At 57.2% G+C, this 20,247-nt stretch carries 24 protein-coding genes; 13 read left to right on the top strand and 11 right to left on the bottom strand.

Annotated features, from left to right (window positions below):
* Positions 1-74: 74 nt before the first annotated feature.
* From PZA18_RS16460 to PZA18_RS16490, 7 genes are all read right to left on the bottom strand, one after another.
* Positions 75-311, bottom strand: coding sequence for a hypothetical protein (locus PZA18_RS16460; protein ID WP_284101961.1), 237 nt, complete (start codon positions 309-311; stop codon positions 75-77).
* A 383-nt stretch (positions 312-694) separates the two neighbouring features.
* Positions 695-1,840: a M14 family metallopeptidase gene (locus tag PZA18_RS16465; RefSeq protein WP_284101962.1), complete on the bottom strand. Its 1,146-nt coding sequence runs from the start codon at positions 1,838-1,840 to the stop codon at positions 695-697.
* 82 nt (positions 1,841-1,922) lie between these two features.
* Positions 1,923-2,321 carry a YchJ family protein gene (locus PZA18_RS16470; protein ID WP_284101963.1) on the bottom strand — a complete coding sequence of 133 codons (399 nt, stop codon included), beginning with the start codon at positions 2,319-2,321 and terminating at the stop codon, positions 1,923-1,925.
* Between the two features lie 169 nt (positions 2,322-2,490).
* Positions 2,491-3,444 carry a sensor domain-containing diguanylate cyclase gene (locus tag PZA18_RS16475; RefSeq protein WP_284101964.1) on the bottom strand — a complete coding sequence of 318 codons (954 nt, stop codon included), beginning with the start codon at positions 3,442-3,444 and terminating at the stop codon, positions 2,491-2,493.
* Positions 3,444-4,055, bottom strand: coding sequence for a chemotaxis protein CheC (locus tag PZA18_RS16480; protein WP_284101965.1), 612 nt, complete (start codon positions 4,053-4,055; stop codon positions 3,444-3,446). The genes PZA18_RS16475 and PZA18_RS16480 overlap by 1 nt, the downstream gene beginning before the upstream one ends.
* A complete protein-coding gene (locus PZA18_RS16485) occupies positions 4,052-4,420 on the bottom strand; it encodes a response regulator (RefSeq protein ID WP_284101966.1) in 369 nt (122 codons plus the stop codon). The genes PZA18_RS16480 and PZA18_RS16485 overlap by 4 nt, the downstream gene beginning before the upstream one ends.
* 224 nt (positions 4,421-4,644) lie before the next feature.
* Positions 4,645-5,772 carry a cupin domain-containing protein gene (locus PZA18_RS16490; protein WP_284101967.1) on the bottom strand — a complete coding sequence of 376 codons (1,128 nt, stop codon included), beginning with the start codon at positions 5,770-5,772 and terminating at the stop codon, positions 4,645-4,647.
* A 150-nt stretch (positions 5,773-5,922) separates the two neighbouring features.
* On the opposite strand from PZA18_RS16490, the gene PZA18_RS16495 reads away from it, so the two are divergent.
* The 11 genes from PZA18_RS16495 (at position 5,923) to PZA18_RS16545 (ending at position 15,581) form a co-directional block, all read left to right on the top strand.
* Positions 5,923-6,390, top strand: coding sequence for a peroxiredoxin (locus PZA18_RS16495; RefSeq protein ID WP_284101968.1), 468 nt, complete (start codon positions 5,923-5,925; stop codon positions 6,388-6,390).
* 7 nt (positions 6,391-6,397) lie between these two features.
* Positions 6,398-6,883: an FKBP-type peptidyl-prolyl cis-trans isomerase gene (locus PZA18_RS16500; RefSeq protein ID WP_284101969.1), complete on the top strand. Its 486-nt coding sequence runs from the start codon at positions 6,398-6,400 to the stop codon at positions 6,881-6,883.
* A gap of 159 nt (positions 6,884-7,042) precedes the next feature.
* On the top strand, positions 7,043-7,912 hold the full coding sequence (locus PZA18_RS16505; RefSeq protein WP_284101970.1) for an ion channel: 870 nt from the start codon (positions 7,043-7,045) through the stop codon (positions 7,910-7,912).
* 470 nt (positions 7,913-8,382) lie between these two features.
* Positions 8,383-8,586, top strand: coding sequence for a cold-shock protein (locus PZA18_RS16510; protein ID WP_284101971.1), 204 nt, complete (start codon positions 8,383-8,385; stop codon positions 8,584-8,586).
* 122 nt (positions 8,587-8,708) lie between these two features.
* Positions 8,709-9,704, top strand: coding sequence for a DUF2059 domain-containing protein (locus PZA18_RS16515; RefSeq protein WP_284101972.1), 996 nt, complete (start codon positions 8,709-8,711; stop codon positions 9,702-9,704).
* Positions 9,705-9,882: 178 nt separating this feature from the next.
* Positions 9,883-10,128, top strand: coding sequence for a FeoA family protein (locus PZA18_RS16520; protein WP_284101973.1), 246 nt, complete (start codon positions 9,883-9,885; stop codon positions 10,126-10,128).
* On the top strand, positions 10,125-12,341 hold the full coding sequence (feoB, locus tag PZA18_RS16525) for a ferrous iron transport protein B (RefSeq protein ID WP_284101974.1): 2,217 nt from the start codon (positions 10,125-10,127) through the stop codon (positions 12,339-12,341). Before PZA18_RS16520 ends, feoB begins: the two co-directional genes overlap by 4 nt.
* Positions 12,335-12,559 (top strand): FeoC-like transcriptional regulator, encoded by a 225-nt coding sequence (locus PZA18_RS16530; RefSeq protein ID WP_284101975.1) that lies wholly within the window; start codon positions 12,335-12,337, stop codon positions 12,557-12,559. Before feoB ends, PZA18_RS16530 begins: the two co-directional genes overlap by 7 nt.
* A 374-nt stretch (positions 12,560-12,933) precedes the next feature.
* Positions 12,934-13,440, top strand: a complete 507-nt coding sequence (locus PZA18_RS16535) for a hemerythrin domain-containing protein (protein ID WP_284101976.1) — start codon at positions 12,934-12,936, stop codon at positions 13,438-13,440.
* Positions 13,441-13,561: 121 nt separating this feature from the next.
* On the top strand, positions 13,562-14,710 hold the full coding sequence (locus tag PZA18_RS16540; protein ID WP_284101977.1) for an NnrS family protein: 1,149 nt from the start codon (positions 13,562-13,564) through the stop codon (positions 14,708-14,710).
* Positions 14,711-14,834: 124 nt separating this feature from the next.
* Complete coding sequence (locus PZA18_RS16545) at positions 14,835-15,581, top strand: lysophospholipid acyltransferase family protein (protein WP_284101978.1); 747 nt, start codon at positions 14,835-14,837, stop codon at positions 15,579-15,581.
* 266 nt (positions 15,582-15,847) lie between these two features.
* Here PZA18_RS16545 and PZA18_RS16550 read toward each other — a convergent pair whose 3' ends face one another.
* Positions 15,848-16,219, bottom strand: coding sequence for a hypothetical protein (locus PZA18_RS16550; protein WP_284101979.1), 372 nt, complete (start codon positions 16,217-16,219; stop codon positions 15,848-15,850).
* Positions 16,220-16,270: 51 nt separating this feature from the next.
* Complete coding sequence (locus PZA18_RS16555) at positions 16,271-16,804, bottom strand: carboxymuconolactone decarboxylase family protein (RefSeq protein ID WP_284101980.1); 534 nt, start codon at positions 16,802-16,804, stop codon at positions 16,271-16,273.
* A gap of 281 nt (positions 16,805-17,085) precedes the next feature.
* Between PZA18_RS16555 and tmpT the strand changes: the two genes are divergently transcribed.
* Both tmpT and PZA18_RS16565 read left to right on the top strand, forming a co-directional pair.
* The gene (tmpT, locus tag PZA18_RS16560; RefSeq protein WP_284101981.1) at positions 17,086-17,724 is read left to right on the top strand and encodes a thiopurine S-methyltransferase; all 639 of its coding nucleotides are present in this window, start codon (positions 17,086-17,088) and stop codon (positions 17,722-17,724) included.
* A 42-nt stretch (positions 17,725-17,766) separates the two neighbouring features.
* Positions 17,767-18,168 carry a VOC family protein gene (locus tag PZA18_RS16565; RefSeq protein WP_284102014.1) on the top strand — a complete coding sequence of 134 codons (402 nt, stop codon included), beginning with the start codon at positions 17,767-17,769 and terminating at the stop codon, positions 18,166-18,168.
* Between the two features lie 12 nt (positions 18,169-18,180).
* Here the strand turns inward: PZA18_RS16565 and PZA18_RS16570 are convergent, their stop codons facing one another.
* Both PZA18_RS16570 and PZA18_RS16575 read right to left on the bottom strand, forming a co-directional pair.
* Positions 18,181-18,696, bottom strand: a complete 516-nt coding sequence (locus PZA18_RS16570; protein WP_284101982.1) for a methylated-DNA--[protein]-cysteine S-methyltransferase — start codon at positions 18,694-18,696, stop codon at positions 18,181-18,183.
* Positions 18,693-20,147 carry a DNA-3-methyladenine glycosylase 2 family protein gene (locus PZA18_RS16575; protein WP_284101983.1) on the bottom strand — a complete coding sequence of 485 codons (1,455 nt, stop codon included), beginning with the start codon at positions 20,145-20,147 and terminating at the stop codon, positions 18,693-18,695. Before PZA18_RS16575 ends, PZA18_RS16570 begins: the two co-directional genes overlap by 4 nt.
* Positions 20,148-20,247 lie beyond the last annotated feature (100 nt).

Raw genomic sequence — 20,247 nt, forward strand, 5'->3', positions numbered from 1 at the left:
CCGAATAAAGCGATATATTTACCCTTTGCGATCAAAACCAGCGAGCGCTGGATGCCTGATCGCATCCGGGGTGCTTATTTTTTCTTTTTGATGGGCTCGCAACGGAAGTTGGAGCCGCAACCGCGATTGTGGTAGTCCGCATCCGCATCCGCTTGAATATAGACATCTGGATTTGCGATGGAGTCACCTTGCTCGTCCCGTACTGTGGCAGTGGCGCCAGCAACCAAGGCCAGCAGGGCGGGGTCTTCAATGGTGATCATGCCGCGTTGATCCAGACTGAACTTAAAAGTTGTTTCTTTATTCTTTTCCACGAACTACTCCTTGTTTTGATTGCAACACAAGTGTATGCGAATGAAATCGCATTTCTGTTAAATAAATTGATGGTCGGCTGCTTGTGTTGTAGGAATGAGTCTATTCGGTCTATTCCCTTCAGACAATATGTACGGCAATCAGGATGAAGAACTGCACGGCAATTTAAGGGTAACTGACTGGGAGTAATCAGATGAGTTTACTGTTGGGTTTAGAAGTTTCTATTTTTTTGGAAATAAAAAAACCAAATAAAATCAGTGTCTTTGTCAAAAAAATACCCCGATTATTTCGGGGTATTTTTTGGGTGGAAAATCTTTCGGTATTTCCCACGCCATGAACGCTCTTGAATCTGTGATGTTCAGACTGCGCACAAGATGAGGTGATCTCAGCGCAGCGAGTCGAGTACGTTGAGCGTTGGTTGCAGCACGCTCGCCCCCAATTTTTTCGAGCGCTCACCGCTCCAGCCGTATTCTTCATCAGGCAAGTTGGCGTTGTCTTTGAAGGGCATCTCGATGGTGTAGGCCAGGCAATCGAATTGCTGCCCCACCCAGTTCGTCGCCAGGGTCAGGTTGGCAGTGCCAGGGGCATCGCGCTCGTAACCGTGGGCGGTCTGGAAGTCGGGGCTGGCCTGCAACCAGGCTGTCTTGAACGCTTCTTCGAGTGCTTCGATACGGGTGTTGTAGCCGGGATTGCCCTCGCAGCCGGCTACAAAGTTGTAGGGGAGGTTTTCATCGCCGTGGGCATCCAGAAACAGGTCTACCCCGGTTTCCAACATCTTCTGGCGCACCAGATAGACTTCAGGCGAGCGTGCCAGGGTTGGGGTTTGCCATTCCCGGTTGAGGTTGGCGCCGGCAGCGTTGGTACGCAGATTGCCGCGCGCTGCGCCGTCAGGGTTCATATTCGGCACGACATGGAAGATGCAGCGATCAAGCAGAACGCGGCTTACCGGGTCATCCTGGTCCAGCAACCGCTCCAGAAAGCCTTCCACAAACCACTCGGCCATGGTTTCGCCAGGATGCTGACGGGCAATCAGCCAGACGTGACGTTTGGCGGTAGCTGATTGGGCATGGCCGGTGATGTGCAATACCGTCATGTCGCGCCCATCCAGGGTATTGCCCAGATGCTCGACTTCGACCAGATCTGACTCGGTGGCAAAGCCGATCAGATCAAGGTGGCGTTCATGGGAGTAGGGCTCGAAGTAGGCAAAGTACAGGCTCTGCGCCATGGGTGTGGTCGAGAACTTCAGTTCCTGGCCGTCATAGCTCGCTGGCAGACGGAACCAATGCTGACGATCGTAGCTGGCGACGATGCGGTAGTTCTTCCAGCCATCCGGGTAGGCAGATTGACCTGCATTGAGCATGCGCACGGTGACGGGTAGCCCGGCTGCGCCCTGCAGGCGGAAGTGGAACCACTGGGCGAATTCCGAAGCGTTGTCGGGGCGGATTTTCAGCTGGATGTCTTTGTGGTCGGCCAGGCTGACGACTTCGATGGCACCGGAGTCGAACGCAGTGCTGATACTGAGTGTGGGCATGGGGGCTTTCCTTGTTTTGTGGGATGGCTTGGACGCTATGAAGGCTTCGTTTCCTGTCCAGGCAGCGAAGCGTTCAGTGGACCTATTCGTTCACTTCACCGTCGATATAGAGCCAACGACCGCCAATGCGTTCAAAGCGGCTCCTTTCTGACAGTTTGGCGGCACGCCCGCCGATTTTATAGCGGGCGATGAATTCAACCACGCCTGTACGATCTTCCGGCTGTCCGGCTTCGGTGGCGATGACCAGCAGGCCGACCCATTTTACGGAATCGCCTTCTAGGTCCAACTCTTGCGGGCGGGTTTCCGGATGCCAGGTTGCCATCAGGTAATCGGATTTTCTCATCGCGTAGGCGCTGTAACGCGAGCGCATCAGTGCTTCGGCGGTGGCGGGGGCGTCGTCGCCGTGATGATATGGGCCGCAGCACTTGCGATAGTCGATACCGCTACCGCAGGGGCAGCTCAGGTTGTTTGATTTGCTCATGGGATTCCGTTTGAGGCTGATGCAAGGCCGCATCAGCCAGGTGAGTGATGCCTGAGGGGCGTAATACGGTATTTTAGCCTGTCGCTGGACGCTATTGATGTTTTGTTTCCGGCCACGCCATGCCGCAACGCTCAGCTCGGCACGACCGGAAACAAAACATCAACAGCGCTTAGATTTCTTTATGAACGGCGGGATCGTAGCAGGTGACCAGATTGCGACCATTGCGCTTCGAGTAATACAGGGCAAGGTCGGCTTCGTGTATGAGGTCTGCAGCGGATTCGTGATGGTCTGCTTGCAATGTCAGCCCCATGCTGGTGGTGGCTGGAATATTGATCTCACCAAAGATCACGGGTTCGGCGGCAACCAGCTCTCTTAGCCGTTCGGCAACCTGATAAGCCTGCTCCTGATCGGTCGCCGGCATGATGATCATGAATTCTTCACCGCCGTAGCGGCCCAGAATGTCGGTTTCCCGCAGGTTGGCGGCAACACGCTGGCTGACTTCCTTAAGGACCTCGTCGCCCCCCAGATGGCCATAGGTGTCATTGACCTTCTTGAAGTGATCCAGATCAAACAAGGTCAGCGCCAGCGATCCGCCGTAGCGCTTAACGCGCTTGATCTCGGTGGTCAGTGCATGTTCGATGTAACGGCGATTGAAAATGCCTGTGAGCCCGTCGCGGTTGCTGGCTTCCTCGACACGACGCATCGCGTCTTTGAGCATGCGTTGGTAGATGGCTGCGTCCGTGACATCAAACAATACGACGCATACGGTTTCGACTTCGCCATTCTCGCCCTTCATCGGCATGAAGGTGCAGTTCTGCTGCATGTAGTCGATGCCGCCGGTGATGGGCCGATTGTGATCAAACTGGAACAGCCAGGGGCGCTGCTCCCACGAGGTGAACGCGAAATTCTTGAGGATGAAAACGCTCTGGATTTTCTTTTCGAGCCACTTGCGCGGCAGTTCGGGAAAAACTTCGAACAGGTTGTGGCCAAGCACCTGATCGGCCGTCCGCCCGCTGTGGTTGGCCATATAGCGGTTCCACAGCAGAAGATTCATCTGACGATCCACTGCAAACAAGCCGACGCCTACCTCATCAACGATGAAATCGCGCAGACTGGCACTCATCAGAAGTTTTCCATGAAGGTATCAATCGCCTGCTTGAGCCGCTCAATCGAGTCTTCCGGCATCAGCGTGACCAGATGGCAGGAGAAATTCCGCGCTTCCAGCGTGAAGTTGACTTCCACCAGCAAGGCGTTGTTCCAGGTGAGCTGGGTTGGGTCGATCAGCGAATTGATGATGACCCGTTCGGCCATGATGCTGGGGGGTGCAAAGGTCAGCCCGGTTTGCAGGATGTCGGCGATGCCATTGAGGCAGGCGCCGATCAGGACATTGGCGATGTCCAGCAACAGTTCGCGCTCGGCAGACTGGTCGATATCCTCGTCGTACCCCATCAGATCAGCCAGATCGCGACAGCCTTCCTGGCCATAGATGATGATCGCCTCCCCGCGCAGGTGGCCGGCGAATGATTGGCGTACGGCTGTGACCTCTTTGCCGTTGCCAACCATTTTGCTGATGGCGCTGCCGATTTCACTGACTTCGGGGATATTGATGCGCGGCACCGAGATGGTGACGAAGGTGGACAGGATGGTGGCCAGCGTGGACGCCGCTTGCCCCATCGCAATATTGGTGACTTCCTGCAGCGCGTCCTTCTGGTCGGACGTGAGCGTCTGGCTCATAGTTCTACCCCGTACTGTCTCAGGAGACCTTCAACATCTGCCGGATTGACCGGCTTTTTCACAAACGCAATGGCACCCAGCTGCTTCACCCTTTCCTGAGCAAGCGGCTGGATGTCGGCGGAAACCACGATCACAAAGCTGTTGAGCCCTTCTTTCTGCAGGGTTTCCAGAACCCCATAGCCATCCAGTTCGGGCATGGTGAGATCCAGAAACATGACTTCAGCTTTACCTGCCCTGTAGGCTTCCAGGGCTTCCAGGCCATTGGCGGCCTGCGTGATCTCGACGTTCCAGCTGGAAGGCAGTGCCTTGATCAGCATTTTGCGGGCCATTGCCGAGTCATCACACACAAGAATTGGCGTGGGCATGTTGGATAGTCACCTATCGTTACGGTGGGCCAGGGTTCCGAAGATTGAGCCCACCTGATATCCAGAATAGTCATCCAGCGGCGTAAAACCAACCATCTTGCTGAGCGTACCCCTCACACTGGCGGGTGGTTGTTCAAAATCTCGCACCAGGCGCCCCGTGTTACGGCGCCCACCCTTTGCCGCTCGGCTGCAACAGGAATTCGGGCAGATTTCAGAACGGCGTCTCAATCATCTGAATCGGGCCGCAGATAACCGTATTCATAGCAGCAGAACAGCGACTCCACCAAGGCGGGGTCAAACTCCCCGGCAGGTAGACGGCGTTGACTGGCAAGCTGCCTGAGTTCGGTGTGGCAGGACACATCGGCCTCCAGTGGCTCCCCATTGATATAGAACTTGCCTTGACGATGCAGGATCTGGCTTTTCAGATCGAGAACCACGCCGTGTTCGGTGATGGCCTGCTCGAAGTCAGCTTCATCCATCAGATCGTCCGGCGCCTCGAAGAAAACGTGCTGCTTGGGCTCGGTGAAATAACGGCCGATGAATTCTTCGACATCGCGACGTTCCCAGCGAATGCCCTGCAACATGGTTTCAATCCGGCCTACAAACGTATCTTCAATAGCGGCGGGGTCGGCGGTGGCAACCAGATCGGGGTCGGCATACATACCTTCGAGCTGGATCTTGTCCCGCAGATAGTCAAGAAAGCCAACCGCCATTTCCTGTGCGGTCGGGGCGCGAAAGCCGATGGAGTAGGTCATTCCCGGCTCAAGTGCGACGCCATGATGTGCAAAGCGTGGCGGCAGGTACAGCATGTCGCCTTCTTCCAGAATCCACTCCTGTTCCGGCTCAAAGCGCTTGAGGATCTTCAGCGGGGCGTCTTCCACCAGCTCGATATTGGTCTGCGATGAAATCTGCCAGCGCTTTTTACCGCCAACCTGTAGCAGGAATACATCATAGGAGTCGAAATGAGGGCCGACCGTCCCGCCTGGTGGGGCATAGCTCACCATCAGATCATCCAGCCGGACCAAGGGCATGAAGTCGAGTTGATAGAGCAGCTCGGCAATATGTGGCAAATGATGGTTCACGTTCTGCACCAGAATCGTCCAGTCTGATTCGCCAAGGCGTTTGAAGCGGGCAGGGCGGAATGGGCCGTGCTCCAACTTCCAGCGGCCGTGATTGAACTCAACCAGACGCGATTCAACATCGTCGCGGCAGGCAAGCCGGCATAGCTGCTCCAGGTCAAGCGGCTGGCGGATCTCTTTGACCGCTTGTCGGATGAGAAGGGGCTTTTTCTGCCAGTATTCAGCCAGAAATTGTTCGGCGGAGATTCCGCCCAGTAGCGTGCAAATAGTCATGGGCTATAGTGGTTTTGACAAAGTGAACGGCATTATCACACCCACCTGCGGTCACGGCCAGAAGCCGTCTGCATGGGCATGAAGCCGCTTGCGAGCTGGCATGGAACACAGTTGATTTCCTGTCGAAACAGTCCACTGCGGAGGCGATTGATGCTGAATCCCGGAGATACACCGCCCGACTTTGAATTGCCGGACGCTGACCTTGATATGGTCCGCCTGGGTGACTATCGAGGCAGGCGGCATGTTGTGCTGTACTTCTACCACCGCGACGATGACCCGGGTTGCACACGCGAAGCCATCGAGTTCTCGGACCTCGCCGAAGAGTTCGATAAAGCCGGCGCCACCATCCTTGGTGTGAGTCTCGACGACTGCTTCTGCCATGAAGAATTCAGGGACCGGCATGGCCTTCTGGTCAGGCTTTTGTCTGACGCAGAAGGAGAAGTTTCACGCCAATATCACGCTCTGCACGAGCGTGAACGGGATGGCGTGATAAAATTGGGAATCATCCGCTCGACTTTCATCGTCGATGCAGCCGGAAATTTACGCCACGCACTCTACAACGTGAGTCCGCGTGGTCATGCGGCGGATGTCCTCCGGCTCATCAAGCAACTGGGATAAACCAACTATGCAAATTGGCAAAAACACCGTCGTGTCGCTCAGCTACGAGATGTTCGACGCGAACAATGAGCTGCTCGACCGAACCGTAGATGAGCCGATGGTTTATCTGCATGGTGGATACGACGGCATCTTTCCGTTAGTCGAAGAAGCGCTTCAAGGTAAAAAAGTGGGCGAAAAAATCGACGTAACGATGGAGCCGGAAGATGCTTTCGGCGAATACGAGCCTGAGCTCGTTCGCAAGGAAGCAAAAGATGTATTTCCGCCAGAAGTCGAAGTCGGCATGATGTTCGAAGCCGACGATCCAGAATCGGGTGAAATCATGATCTTCACCGTTACCGAAATGGGCGACAACTACGTAACCGTCGATGGCAACCACCCTCTGGCCGGCAAGACCGTGCGCTTTGTCGGCACTGTGACCGACGTGCGCGCAGCCAGCGAGGAAGAGCTGGAGCACGGTCACGCTCATGGTCCGCACGACCATCACCATCATTGATCAGCCACCGCCTCGTGCGGTGACTTGTTCCATGTAAAAAACGGCCCGACAACTGTTGGGCCGTTTTTTTATCGTGCAATGTATTGGCCACCCCCTTTGATTTCAGTGTCTGGTGGCTTGCTGATTTACCAGAGCCTACGAACAAGAGGTTATCGTTCCATGCCACAACGTCATCCCCGCAAGGTTCAGATCGGCGACCAGAAAGTCCTGACCTACGGCATGCCGCGTGCCTTGCTGCAAGATCTGTTTCATTACGCCATGACCACGCGCTGGCCGGTGTTCTTTTTGGCGCTTGCGGGCATTTTTCTTACCATCAATCTGCTTTTTGCTTTGCTCTACGCGGTGCAGCCGGATGGCATTGCCAATCTTGCCCCGCCAGACCTTACAGGGCTGTTTTTCTTCAGTGTGGAAACCTTTGCTACGGTGGGGTATGGCGATATGCACCCTCAGAGCGCCTATACCCACTTTGTGGCTACCTGTGAAATCTTCTGCGGCATGATCAGCATTGCTTTGATGACCGGGGTCATGTTCGCTCGTTTTTCCAAGCCACGCGCCCGATTCCTGTTTGCCAGGCATCCTGTGGTGCGCCCCTACGAAGGTTGGCCCACCCTCATGATCCGCGCCGCCAATGCACGGCAGAACGTCATCATTGACGCGTCTGCCCGACTGCGGCTGATGCTGACAGAGATATCGCCAGAAGGCGTAGAAATGCGCCGGCTATATGATCTGAGCCTGACGAGAGATCAACATCCAGTCTTCATTTTGGGGTGGATGCTTATGCATTCGATCAACGAAGCCAGCCCTTTGTATGGCAAGACGCAAGAGGATCTGGAACGGCAGGATGCAGTGCTGATACTGACGTTGGATGGCATGGATGAGACCACTTCCCAGACGCTGATCACCCGTCATCACTATCGAAGTGCAGAAATTCGCTGGAACCACGGTTATGCCGACATGACTTCAGTGGATGAGCAAGGAATCAACCATCTCGACTATCAGAAATTCCATCATGTTGAACCTCTGCCGTGACTTGATTTGAATTTCATTTGTGAAATCAGATAACTATTGGCAATTTTCACGGCCACGCGCTGTAGCTGGCCTGGATAAGAGCTATTCGTGATATTCGAATGGAATATGACGTAAGCGTATTTGGCGCCGGGCTGGAACTTTTGTCAGCGGAAAATGACTGCAATTGCCGCCAAATTTTTTTACTCGGTGTACACTGGAGCTTGCGGTCTACATAATCCGCCGCACCGCTTGCCAGTGGGGAAATCCCGTGACTGGCAGGTAGCGCGGAATTAAGAAAGCGACAGACATCGGATGGCCTACGCAGAAATGCTTTGCAAAAATGCTCGAACTCGCGTAAAAAGCGTTCCGCAGGCTCTTCAACTAGTAGGTTTTATGGCAGTTCTCGTACCTTTACCGGTATCCCGATTCGCCAATCCTGGGTTTGATCGTCCGCACTTTTCTTTCTATTACTTCCATTAAGGAAATGCATCATGGCAACCGGTACCGTTAAGTGGTTCAACGACTCCAAAGGTTTTGGCTTTATTACTCCTGACGAAGGTGGTGACGATCTGTTCGCCCACTTCTCGCAAATCCAATCCAATGGTTTCAAGACCCTGGCTGAAAACCAAAAGGTTTCTTTCGATGTAACGACTGGCCCCAAGGGCAAGCAAGCATCGAACATCAAGCCGGTCTAATTTGATCGAATTGGTGTTGAATTGAAAAAACCCGGCTTCGGCCGGGTTTTTTTATATGCGCAAAATGTAGGTATTCTGTCCATCCGGCTGGGTGGGATTTTCTGGTATATAAGGATTATTTGATGAGCTATTTATCGCGATTAACGTCTTTATTATCAACTAGCCGTGCGGCATTGCTGGCGGCGGGTGTTCTGCTGGCACCGATGGCGCTGGCTGGGCAAGGGGCCAGTCCAGCCAAGCTGCATGCCTTGTTCGAGGCACAGAATACAGCTTCGTCGGTTGAGCAGATCATCTCGGCGATGGAGGGACAACAGCGCGCGCGGTTTGAGGCTGAGACGGATCCTGAGAAAAAGGAGAAGGCCAAAGCCATCTACGACGTGACCTCCAAGACCATCCGCCGCCATCTGGATTGGGCCAAACTGGAGCCGGTTGCAATCTCTGCGTATCAGAAGCATTACGACGATGCTGAAGTAGATGCCCTGATTGCGTATTACCAGACACCGGCAGGCAAATTGCATATCTCCAGAATGGTGCCGGTTGCTACCGAATTACTGCAGGTAATTTCTTCGCATATCGGCGCTCGGGTTGATGAAATTTCCGATCAAATAGATAAAAAACAACCGGTAAAGAAAGCGCCCGTTGTGCCTGTGCCGACGGCGGGGTCAAAAGAAGCGATTGCGCTTGATTTTGTCCGTGCATCGGGTGATCAGTATCGGGTGCAATTCAATGCGCAAATGGCCGAATTAGATAAGTCGATGCAGAAGCAACTGGAAATGTTTTCCGGTTCCGCCGACAAAAAGCAAAAAGCCAAGATGCAGGCCGAAATAAAGAAGATGGCTCAGGCAATTAGATCAGCTATTTCTTATGCAGAAATCGAGCGACTCATTGCAGATACTTATGCAAAGAAAATGTCGCAGGAGGAGCTGGCGTTGTTGCTGGACGATGCGAAGAATCCCAAGACTCGTAGCCTACAGGCGCAGCGGTTTGCGGCAGACCAGACCATGAGCCAGGTTCTGCAGGAAGATATGCAGAAAAACATCATGCCCAAATTGATGATGGAGTTGTTGAGCATCATGAAGACGGGTGGCCAACCCGCAGCTGAGACCAGCCCCCAATAAGCATAAGCGCTTGCTAAGCGCCACAGAACCAGGCGTCGTTGATGTTTTGTTGTGGGAAAACAAAACGTCAACGGCGCCAAGCTTTTAGGGCATCAGCCCGACAATTCTTGACCCCGATCAAATCTGCCATCTCTTTAAATGAATACGATTCTCATCTGTATTCAACTGAGGTGGCGTCATGTCCAAATCCTATTCCCTGCTTGATCTGAACAGTGGCGAGCGTGCCACGGTAAGTGGATTGGCGCTCGCTGCATCGCCTTTGCGCCGTCGCCTGCTGGCGATTGGCTTTCTGCCTGGAACCCATGTTGAAGTGCTACGTCGCGCCCCATTGGGAGACCCCATCGAGGTGGCCGTGCGTGGCACTACTTTTGCCCTGCGAAGAGAAGAGGCGGCGGCTTTGCATGTCATCCGGTTCGCGTCATGAAAACGATCGCGCTGATCGGCAATCCCAACTGCGGCAAGACCACGCTGTTCAACCGGCTTACCGGCCTCAATCAGACCGTTGGGAATTGGCCTGGGGTAACTGTCGAACGCAAGAGCGGCAGCCTGCGGCTGATGGACGAAACGCTTGAAGTCATTGACTTGCCTGGTCTTTATAGCCTGAGCGAGGGCGGCGGGGCGGATGAGGCGGTTGCCAGGGGCTATTTGCATACATTCGATGGTCTGATCGTCAATTTGCTGGATGCCCGCCAGCTGGAACGCCAACTATTCCTTACCTTGCAGTTGCTCGAGTTGGGGCACCCGATACTCGTGGCCTTGGGGATGACGGATCTGGCTCGTGCGGAGGGCATGCAGATAGATACCGCAGCGCTGGGTCGGGCCCTGGGTGTGCCGGTGGTGGAACTCGTCGCAACCAGTGAGGCTGGGGTGGCAAGCCTCAAGACTGCGCTGTTGGCACCTTGGCCCGGCAAACCCGCTACTTTGCACTACGAAGAACCTGTGGCATCGGCACTGCAGACCTTGCGAGAGGTGCTGCCGACAGCGACGGATGATCAGCGCATGGCAGCACTGGAAGGGCTGGCCATGGATGGCGCTATGGCTTCGCAAGTGGCGTCTGTGCGGCAACGGCTGGCGTCGCAATATGGTGATGATGCCGATATCGCCATAGCGGATGCCCGGTACACGGCGATTGGTCAATTAATGCAGCATGTGCGCCGTAGCGCAGAGCGCTCGCGCACGAGTCGCCGCCTTGACACCGTGGTTCTGCACCGGCTCTGGGGTTTGCCAATTTTTCTAATGGTGATGTACGGCCTGTTTGCCTGGGCGACGCATGTCGGTGGCGCATTTGTTGATGCAGTGGATGGCGTGGCTGATGCCTTGCTGGTACAGGCCCCGGTGCGCGCATTGGCCGCACTGGGTTTGCCGGATTGGCTGGGTTTTGGCCTGGGCAATGGTCTGGGTGAAGGCATCAAGACCGTCGCCACCTTTGTGCCGACCATCGGCATGCTTTACCTGGCTCTGGGAGTACTCGAAGACTGCGGATACATGGCCAGAGCAGCCTTTGTGGTGGACCGGCTGATGCGGGCACTCGGGCTGCCGGGCCGAGCATTTGTGCCGATGATCATCGGCTTTGGCTGCAATGTGCCGGCCATCATGGCAACCCGGACCCTGGAAGGGCGGCACGCCCGCGTCATGGCAGGGATGATGCTGCCATTTGTTTCCTGCGGGGCACGGTTGCCGGTATACGCCTTGTTTGCCACGGTGTTTTTTCCGGGGGACGCCGGAGGTGTGGTGATGAGCCTGTATCTGGCCGGGATTGCCGTTGCGCTGGCAACGGGTCTGTTGCTGCGTCACAGCGTTTTGCGTGGCGATGCTACGCCGGCCGTGCTCGAACTGCCCGACTGGCATTGGCCTAGTCTGCATAGCGTGTTCAAGCAGGCATGGTCCCGACTCAAGGGCTTTGTACAGGGTGCGGGCAGTCTGATTGTGCCGATGGTGTTGATACTGGCCTTTCTGGGCGCGGTGGATATGCAAGGGCGGCTGCGGCCGGATGCGCCCGATGACTCTTTGCTGGCCAATGGCGCCCGCCTGCTGACCCCGGCATTTGCGCCTATTGGCATCCAGCGCGACAACTGGCCGGCGGTGGTAGGGTTGGTGACCGGGGTGTTGGCCAAGGAAGCCGTAGCCGGTACGTTGGCCAGTAGCTATGCACGGCTTGCCGGCAAGGCCGCTGCCGATGAGACCCCCCCCGCGCTGGCCGGACAAATTCGCGATGCGCTGGCGACGATACCGGCGAAGTTTGCCGAGCTGGGGGCCCGTTTGCTGGATCCGCTTGGTTTGAAGGTGGCCGAGTCTGACGTCAGCGATCAGCTCGGTGCAGCCGAAGGGGCTGACACCGCACTGAAGCAGCGCTTTGGCAGTGTCACGGCCGCTTACGCCTACTTGCTGTTCGTGCTGCTCTATACCCCTTGCGTGGCCGCATTGGCTGCGCTTCGACGAGAGTTTGGCTGGCGCTGGATGCTGGCCAGTGCCGGCTGGACGTTTGGCATGGCATACACCGTAGCGGCCAGTTACCACCACTTTGCAAGGGCTGCAGTGCCGGTTCCCTGGCTGGCGATCAGTGCAACGTTGAGTGGACTGGTAGTGTTTGGCCTGTTGCAGCGTGAGCGTAATCCAAGACAGGTGGAATCATGCTGATTGCCAGGATCAAGCAATGTCTGCAGACGTCGCCCGCCAGCGCGCAGGCGCTTGCCCAGGCCACGGGGGGAGACATCGCCACTATCAACGTTGCATTGGAAACCCTGCTGGTACGCGGCAAGATCGCCCCGCTGGCGATGGCTTGCAATCGTGGACGCTGCGGCCATTGCAGCTCGACCTGTTCCGATGGGCAGATGTATCGCTGGGTCGAAGCCTGACTCAGGGGGCTCGCTGCCGGTAGCGCCTTGCCAAGGCGCGTAGCACAACTAGGTTCTGTTGACGTAAGGTTTGCAGATCGCGTTTCGCCGGAAAATGGCCAGGAACAAGGCGCGGAGCGCGCCGCATAGTTATTCTATGCAAGCGTTCTGCAACACAGGGCCAGGCCACTTTCCGGCGAAACCCTTCGGGCCGGGTCGAGTTTTGGGGCAAGGCGTCGTTAGGGTTCGCTTATTTAGCTCGCTAAACCGCGCTTACCCTGCCTAGCCTCGCCCCAAAACTCGACCCGGCGCGACTGTAAACCTTACGTCAACAGAACCTAAAAAGCTTGATGCTGGATATGGTATTGGTGAGAGGGCAGATCAATAATGCATGCATGTTCCCATCTGCCAATCTCCCCAGTCCTGACGACCCGATAGCGATGCTGGTCGCCTGCCACGATAAAGTGCGGCGCTTTTCGGCACTGGTGGCGCGCATTGGTGACCATGTTTTGCAGAAGGGCTGCGATGCTGAAGCGCAGCAAGCCGCAACGTCGGTACTGCGCTATTTCGATGTTGCCGCCCCTTTGCACCATGCCGATGAAGAGATTGATCTGTTTCCTGCTTTACGAGGCTTGCGCGACAGTCAACTCAACTACGAGCTGGACCGGATCGAATACGAGCATCTGCCGCTGGCCGGGTTGTGGCGGGATGTCGGTCACTGGCTGTCGCTTGTCCAGCAAGGATCGCCAGCCGAAGTGCCATCCAGCCTGCTGCTGACCTTTGCCACCGCCTATCCCGAGCATGCTCGCCAGGAAGAAGAACGACTCTACCCGCATGCCACCCGTTTGCCTGCGCCGACGCTGGCGAAGATCGGCCAAGCCATGGCCAGCCGGCGGCAATAGCCGGTTTTCCGTTGCGGGCGGCCAGTCAGCTTCGGTTGGACACAAGGCAGGGCGCATTTCAGATAACCCCAGACAACCCAGATTGAACCCGATTGGCGATGGCCGAAACGGATGACCCCTCATGCACGCACTCAAACTTGCTCCTCATCGCCTGTACTTTTTCGCGGGCACCCTGGCCTTGCTTCTGCTGTTCGGCTGGTGGTGGCTGACACTTGCCCGACCGGCTGGACTGGCGGCCGTGCCGATACATGCCCTGCTGATGCCACTTGGGCTGTTTCCGTTATTCATTCTCGGCTTTACTTTCACCGCTGGCCCGCGCTGGCTGGGGGTAAATGGCGTCGGGGGCTTTTTGCCGATTGGTAGCGGCTATCTATCGGGCCTGGTACTGGTGGTGCTGGGAGCGATTAGCGCATGGCGACCATTGGCGGCATTGGGATTCGGCCTGATGTGCCTGGCCTGGCTGGCGGCCAGCTGGCGCTGGAGCCGCCTGGTCAAGGCCAGCAAGGCGCAAGATCGTTATCATGCCAAGGTCTTGCTCGCAGCCATGCTGGGCGGTGCGCTGGCACAGGCTGCGGCAATGATGTGGGCAGCGGGTATCGAGCCAGCGTGGATCGTCGCCCGTCAGTTCGCCTTCTTTGGCTTCCTGCTGCCAATCTTTCTGGCGGTCTGCCACCGCATGCTGCCGTTTTTCAGTGGCAATGTCATTCAGCCCTACACCCCCTGGCGACCCTATGGCCTGCTGTGGGCATGGCTGGGTGGTTGCATCAGCGTAGGTGTGGCCGGCGGATTGGGCTGGTCCTGGCTCGAAGCTATTGCGGCGACTGCGATGAGTCTTGGTTTCGCCTACACCAGCTGGCGCTGGGGCGTGTTGCGCAGCCTGGGTAATCGACTACTGGCGATGCTGCACCTGTCGTTTGCCTGGCTGGCGATTACATTCGCACTCATAGCGCTCGGTGCTGCCGGCGTGCTGACGGTAGGCTCCGCCCCCATTCACGCGCTGGGGCTTGGCTTCATGGCGACCATGCTGGTCGGCTTTGTCAGCCGGGTGACTTTTGGCCATAGCGGCCGTCCGTTGCAGGCCGAAAACTGGCTGTGGGCGCTCTATCTGGGCCTGCATCTGGCGGCCGCCAGCCGCGTGGCCGCCAGCTTGCTGGCCATCCCCTGGCTGATGCATGCCTCGGCCAGCCTGTGGCTGGCGCTACTTGCTTTATGGGTAATGAAAATGGCCCCGATCTACCTGAAGCCCCGCATCGACGGGCAGCCGGGGTGAGGGGTTGGCTGTACACGCAAGAAACGTAGCGCGGCGTGGCCGGAATTGAGGGGTCAACAGAGTCCAGTTCACAGCAGCCGTGCCAGGCCTCACAATGCGGACCGCACATTTTCGAGGCTTTGCCATGCGTATCCTTCAGGCTGTTTACAGCGCATATGTTGGCCTGCTGTTCCTGATCGGCGTTTGCGCCGTCATTCCGTTTTACCTGCCGGCATTTTTGTTGTCCGAACACCCTCGCCTGACCATCATGTACCGTGCCAACCGGGTGTCGATGCGGATCTGGTCGCTGTTGACGGGCATTCGGGTGACGGTGGAAGGGCAGGCTGCCTGGCAACCGGCGCCGGTTATTGTCGGTAACCACTGCAATATGCTCGATATGCCGGTTTGCGCCATCGCTTGCGCACGTGCGGTCAAAGTTCTGGCCAAGGCCGAGTTCGCCCGGATTCCCCTCCTCGGTTTTCTGTTCAGAAGCTTTGCTGTGCTGGTGACACGTGACTCTGCCGAGAGTCGGCAACGAAGTGTGGCGGCGTTAAGGCGTGCGCTGGCAGATAACTGGCCGGTGTTTATTTTTCCCGAAGGCACCCGTAACCGGGGTGAGACGCCCTTGCAGAGCTTTCGCGATGGGCCGTTCCGCTTTGCAATTGCCGCCCAGGCGCCGATTCAGCCCTTTGTGCAGCTGAACATGCGGGGTGTGATGTCGCTGAATGGCTTGATGCTCAAACCCGGCAAAGTGGTGTTTCGCTGGCTGCCACCCATCCCAACGGCTGGCCTTACGGAGTCTGATGTGCCGGCGTTGCGCGATAAGGTTTATCGCCTCATAGAAGCCGAGTTGCGCCGGTGTGATCCCGCCTTCGGTGGACAGATGCCATAGCGCCATCAACAGAGCTTAGCAGCCTGTCGGACTTTCGATGCGCGGGCGGAATTCGCAGGTTGAACAGCACATTTTTGCTGGTTTTTTCGTTGCATAGGCTCACTATGCGCCTCAAAAACCAGCAAAACTGGTCTCGTTCTCCCGCGTTTCCGCTTGCGCGCCCGAAAGTCCGACAGGCTGCTAGAAGAAAAAGCCGCACAGCCCGAGGGATGTGCGGCGAAACGTCAAGCGAGGAGTAGGGTGCAGCATTGCCGATGCATCGGCGCTTACTTGGTCATGTCTACGTCGTACCAAGGAGTGACGTTGATCGGGCAGCGGTAACGGAAACCATCGGCACCGACTTTGACGCGCACAGTCTTGGTTTCATTGGGTTTAAGGCCAAAGCCGCCCAGCAATTCATGTGACTTCTGATCCTGCACATTGAACCCGACAAACTTGCCGGCCTTGTTGGTGACGACGAAATCGTAATCACCGGGTTTCAGGTCGGTCAGGGTTTCCTCGGCGGCGAAGTAACCGTTGTACTCCGTCAGATGAATCGTGGTGACGCCATTCTTGGTTTGCGGTGTCGCGCCAAAAGCGGGGGCGATCATGACAGCGGCCAGGGTCAGTTGGGCGGCGAGTTGTGCGATGCGGTTCATGGTATTTCCTTTCCAGTATTCAGTAGTGTTCGATGGCAATCAGCGGGGCGCTCAGGCGGAGACCTTCGGGAAGTCGATCTCGACGCGGCTGGCCTTGCCCAGGATGTTGGTCAGCAGATTCATGCCGACGTGGGTGATCACCTCGACGATATCGGCATCGCTGTAACCGGCATTGCGCATCTCGATGAGCTCGGCGGTGGTCACTTCACCTTTGTGCTCGGCCAGCGAGCGGGCGAACTTCACGGCGACGGCGGCCCGCGCATCCTGACTGCTGCCGGCGCGGTTGGCGGCGATTTCCGCGCCGTTCAGACCGGCCTTGCTGCCGATGGCGGTATGGGCCGACAGGCAGTACTCACAGGAATTCTGTTGTGCCAGCGCCAGGGCGATGCGTTCGCGGGTCGGCAGATCCAGGCTGCCGGCACCGGCGACACCGTGCAGACCGAGGAAGGCTTTCAGGGCCACTGGCGAGTTGGCAAACACCCGCAGGAAGTTCGGGACGATACCCAGTTGGCTATGGATGGCGCTGAACAGGGCAGCTTGTTCGGCGTTGGCGGTTTCGTTGGTGACGACGTTGATGCGGCTCATGGTGAATCCTTTCGGGCTTGGCGGTTTCGCTTCACACAGTGCGTTGCGAGTGACGCTACTTTGCCAAAGCTCAAAACAAGAAAGAATAACCATAAATTGCAATTTATTATTCCATTTATTGGAATTATTAAGCGGCGGAAATGCGCCCCTTGACGTCTATGGGGCGAATAGCCTACTCCGAAGACGGCTGCAGCGCGGACCGGCTGGTGGAGATAATCTATGTACAGAACACCCGCTGCGAGTGGCGGGTGCGATCAGACATTCAAACGGAGAGACCTTGCATGGACGCTAATTTCTGGCACCGAAAGTGGGAAGCAAACGAAATCGGTTTTCATATCAGCACGGCGAATCCGCTGTTGGTACGCCATATTGGCCAGCTGGCGCTAGCCACGGGCAGCCGCCTGTTTTTGCCGCTGTGTGGCAAGACGCTGGATATTGGCTGGTTGTTGGCACAGGGATATCAGGTTGCTGGGGCGGAACTGAGTGAATTGGCGGTTCAGCAGCTATTTGCTGAACTGGGCGTCGTGCCGGTCATAAGCCAGCATGGCGCACTCAAGTGCTATCAGACCGGCAATCTGCAGGTTTGGGTTGGCGATATTTTTGCGGTATCGGCGGAACAGCTTGGCCGTGTCGATGCCGTTTACGACCGGGCGGCATTGGTCGCCCTGCCTGACCCTGTCAGGCCGCGCTATACCGCCCATTTGAGGGAGATTATCGCTCAGGCGCCGCAGTTGCTGGTGTGTTATGCGTATGACCAGAGCGTTCAGCCCGGCCCGCCGTTCTCAATCAACCAGGCCGAGGTGCTGCACCACTATGCCGAGTATTACGATATCTCGCTGCTGGAGAGCGTCGAAGTTGTGGGTGGCATGAAGGGTAAGTGCGCGGCCTGGGAACACGTCTTCCATCTCGCCAAACGGTAAATCGTAGTGTACCCCCCAGCTTAGACCGGGATTGATCGTGTGATGACGCACAGCAGCTACTTCATTCTCTACGTTGCCGACCAGAAGCGCAGTCATGATTTCTATTGTGCCGCGCTCGACATCGCGCCTCGGCTGCATGTGCCGGGCATGACGGAGTTCGACCTTCCTGGCGGAGGCGTGTTGGGCTTGATGCCGGAACTGGGGATTCGGCGGTTGCTCGGAGACCGGCTGCCTGATCCTGCAAGGGCCAGCGGTATTCCGCGTGCCGAGCTGTATCTGCTGTGTCCGGACCCTGCGGGTGCGCATGCAAGGGCACTGGCTGCCGGCGCGCAGGAACTCAGCCCGGTGCAACCTCGAAACTGGGGACATGTAGCCGCTTACTCGCTCGACCCGGATGGGCATGTGCTGGCCTTTGCCCGGCCGAAGGACTGGCAAGACGGGTGAATGGGATCAGCATCAACGCAGCCACGTTTCATCGCCGAGCGTGAACTGACGTTGCTCGAAAGCCAGCAACTGCTGCTTGAGGCCGAGCCCACCCGCATAGCCGGTCAATGCGCCATTGGCGCCGATGACGCGATGGCAGGGAATCACCAGCGCAATCGGGTTGGTGGCATTGGCACGGCCGACGGCCCGCGCGCCATGAGGCAAGCCTAGCTGACGAGCCAGCTCGCCATAGCTGCGGGTTTCGCCCATCGGTATCTGCAATAACGCAGCCCACACTTTTTGCTGAAAATCGGTGCCGGCAGGGGCGAGGGGAAGGTCGAATCGGCTGCGTTCACCTCGAAAAAAGTCGTCAAGCTGCAGGGCTACTGTGTCAAATCGTGCGTCATCGCGCTGCTCTGCCGGGCCTTGTTCGCCACCTTTTGCCGTGCCAGCCAGAAAAACCAGCCGGGTAAGCCGGCCCGCCGCATCTTGCGCCGCCGCAACGGTGCCCAGAGGGGTTGGAAACTGGCCATAAAAACTTGTCTTCATGTCGATGCTTTCAGGCTGGCCCATAAGTGACAGGTGGCAAGGGAGGCGTGCGGCGAGAAGGGTGCCAGGAGCTGGCGCGTCTGATCGGCATCCGGCCTCGAATCGAGCTGGAAAAATCGCTTCAAACCTTCGGTCAGGCCCGAATCGCCCACCGGTATGCAGTCATCAAAGCCGGCGCCGCGCAGCATCACGTAGGCTGCGGTCCAGGGGCCGATACCGCGCAGGGCCAGTAACGACCGTTCGGCCAGAACGGCGGATTGGTCACGCAAAGTGTCGAGTGCCAGCATTCCCTGCGCGACGGCTTCAGCAGCGCCTAGCAGATAATCCGCTTTCGAACGCGAAAACTTGCTGGCGATCAGATCGGCGGGCATCAATGCGGCCACATCGCTGGCGTTGGGGTGCAACCACAGATGGCTGCCTGCCACTTTGTGGCCGGCGTGTGTAATCACGGTTCGTCGCAACTGGGTGGCAAACGACAGATTGACCTGCTGACCAACGATCGCCCACACCAATGCCTCAAATATGGTCGCGGTCAGCGGCGGTCGTAACCCGTGCCGGTGGGTGATCAGCCTGGCAATCAGCGTATCGCTGCCTGCACGGGCTTCAAACGCTGCCGCATCGCTATCCAACCCCAGCATGCGCAGCGCCATTCGATGCGCGGCGACGCGATCAGCGGGCGACAGGGTCTGTTGGGCATGCAGCCGGCAATAGGCGAGCCCCAGCTCGGGGCGACATTCGATACTCAAAATGGCCGGCCCGGATTCCGACTGAAAGGCCTTATCGAGGGTATGCCCGCTTACCCGTTCCGCGAGCTGTTCGTTGTCTCGCGAGAAATACGCCAGCGTTTCGGCGTAGCGATAGCCTTGTGGTAAGACCAGTGCAAACTGATCGGCATTGCGCAGCTGCCGGTAGGCGCCCGGTGTCATGCCGGTTGCTGCCAGGAACTGCCGGTGGAACGAGGCCTCGCTTTCGAAACCCGCCGCCAGCCCGGCATCCAGCACCTTGCCACCCCCTTGCAATAGATATTGCTGGGCCTGATGCAGCCGCTCCCGGCGCAGCCAGCTGGCTGGGCGCAGATGGGCATGCGTACGCAGCAGATCGTTGAGTTTGGACAGGCTGACTCCAGCCTTTTCGGCCAAAGCCGCCACGGACGGTACCGCCGTTGGCGCTTCCCGCACATGGCGCTGCAAAGACTGAAACAACTGCGCATCCCAATCATTGCCTCGATAAAACGCGTCAGGCCGGCAACGCTTACATGGGCGCAGCCCTGCGGCAATGGCATCCGACTCGTGCTCGAAAAACGTCACGTTTTCCAACTTGGGCTTACGCGCTGGGCAGGAGGGCAGGCAGTAGATGCCGGTGTTGTGTACGCCTGTCAGAAACTGCCCGTCGAAGGTGGCATCTTTGGCGAGAATGCGGCTGTAGCGGAAGGAGAGGTCACTAGGATTCATGCCGCTGATGGTACCCGAACCCCGCCGGCAACAACTCTCAAGGCGCGTGCTGGAATTGCAGAGGGTCACCAGCCTGGCGGGTCTGATCAAGGCTCCAAAA

This window comes from Parachitinimonas caeni (assembly GCF_030129945.1).
Classification (GTDB): domain Bacteria; phylum Pseudomonadota; class Gammaproteobacteria; order Burkholderiales; family Chitinimonadaceae; genus Parachitinimonas; species Parachitinimonas caeni.

What these genes read in the sequence shown, in the direction of transcription:
- PZA18_RS16465 (WP_284101962.1), bottom strand. Translation starts at nt 1,840, where the DNA reads ATGCCCACACTCAGTATCAGCACTGCGTTCGACTCCGGTGCCATCGAA.
- PZA18_RS16470 (WP_284101963.1), bottom strand. Translation starts at nt 2,321, where the DNA reads ATGAGCAAATCAAACAACCTGAGCTGCCCCTGCGGTAGCGGTATCGAC.
- PZA18_RS16475 (WP_284101964.1), bottom strand. Translation starts at nt 3,444, where the DNA reads ATGAGTGCCAGTCTGCGCGATTTCATCGTTGATGAGGTAGGCGTCGGC.
- PZA18_RS16480 (WP_284101965.1), bottom strand. Translation starts at nt 4,055, where the DNA reads ATGAGCCAGACGCTCACGTCCGACCAGAAGGACGCGCTGCAGGAAGTC.
- PZA18_RS16485 (WP_284101966.1), bottom strand. Translation starts at nt 4,420, where the DNA reads ATGCCCACGCCAATTCTTGTGTGTGATGACTCGGCAATGGCCCGCAAA.
- PZA18_RS16490 (WP_284101967.1), bottom strand. Translation starts at nt 5,772, where the DNA reads ATGACTATTTGCACGCTACTGGGCGGAATCTCCGCCGAACAATTTCTG.
- PZA18_RS16495 (WP_284101968.1), top strand. Translation starts at nt 5,923, where the DNA reads ATGCTGAATCCCGGAGATACACCGCCCGACTTTGAATTGCCGGACGCT.
- PZA18_RS16500 (WP_284101969.1), top strand. Translation starts at nt 6,398, where the DNA reads ATGCAAATTGGCAAAAACACCGTCGTGTCGCTCAGCTACGAGATGTTC.
- PZA18_RS16505 (WP_284101970.1), top strand. Translation starts at nt 7,043, where the DNA reads ATGCCACAACGTCATCCCCGCAAGGTTCAGATCGGCGACCAGAAAGTC.
- PZA18_RS16510 (WP_284101971.1), top strand. Translation starts at nt 8,383, where the DNA reads ATGGCAACCGGTACCGTTAAGTGGTTCAACGACTCCAAAGGTTTTGGC.
- PZA18_RS16515 (WP_284101972.1), top strand. Translation starts at nt 8,709, where the DNA reads ATGAGCTATTTATCGCGATTAACGTCTTTATTATCAACTAGCCGTGCG.
- PZA18_RS16520 (WP_284101973.1), top strand. Translation starts at nt 9,883, where the DNA reads ATGTCCAAATCCTATTCCCTGCTTGATCTGAACAGTGGCGAGCGTGCC.
- feoB (WP_284101974.1), top strand. Translation starts at nt 10,125, where the DNA reads ATGAAAACGATCGCGCTGATCGGCAATCCCAACTGCGGCAAGACCACG.
- PZA18_RS16530 (WP_284101975.1), top strand. Translation starts at nt 12,335, where the DNA reads ATGCTGATTGCCAGGATCAAGCAATGTCTGCAGACGTCGCCCGCCAGC.
- PZA18_RS16535 (WP_284101976.1), top strand. Translation starts at nt 12,934, where the DNA reads ATGTTCCCATCTGCCAATCTCCCCAGTCCTGACGACCCGATAGCGATG.
- PZA18_RS16540 (WP_284101977.1), top strand. Translation starts at nt 13,562, where the DNA reads ATGCACGCACTCAAACTTGCTCCTCATCGCCTGTACTTTTTCGCGGGC.
- PZA18_RS16545 (WP_284101978.1), top strand. Translation starts at nt 14,835, where the DNA reads ATGCGTATCCTTCAGGCTGTTTACAGCGCATATGTTGGCCTGCTGTTC.
- PZA18_RS16550 (WP_284101979.1), bottom strand. Translation starts at nt 16,219, where the DNA reads ATGAACCGCATCGCACAACTCGCCGCCCAACTGACCCTGGCCGCTGTC.
- PZA18_RS16555 (WP_284101980.1), bottom strand. Translation starts at nt 16,804, where the DNA reads ATGAGCCGCATCAACGTCGTCACCAACGAAACCGCCAACGCCGAACAA.
- tmpT (WP_284101981.1), top strand. Translation starts at nt 17,086, where the DNA reads ATGGACGCTAATTTCTGGCACCGAAAGTGGGAAGCAAACGAAATCGGT.
- PZA18_RS16565 (WP_284102014.1), top strand. Translation starts at nt 17,767, where the DNA reads ATGACGCACAGCAGCTACTTCATTCTCTACGTTGCCGACCAGAAGCGC.
- PZA18_RS16570 (WP_284101982.1), bottom strand. Translation starts at nt 18,696, where the DNA reads ATGAAGACAAGTTTTTATGGCCAGTTTCCAACCCCTCTGGGCACCGTT.
- PZA18_RS16575 (WP_284101983.1), bottom strand. Translation starts at nt 20,147, where the DNA reads ATGAATCCTAGTGACCTCTCCTTCCGCTACAGCCGCATTCTCGCCAAA.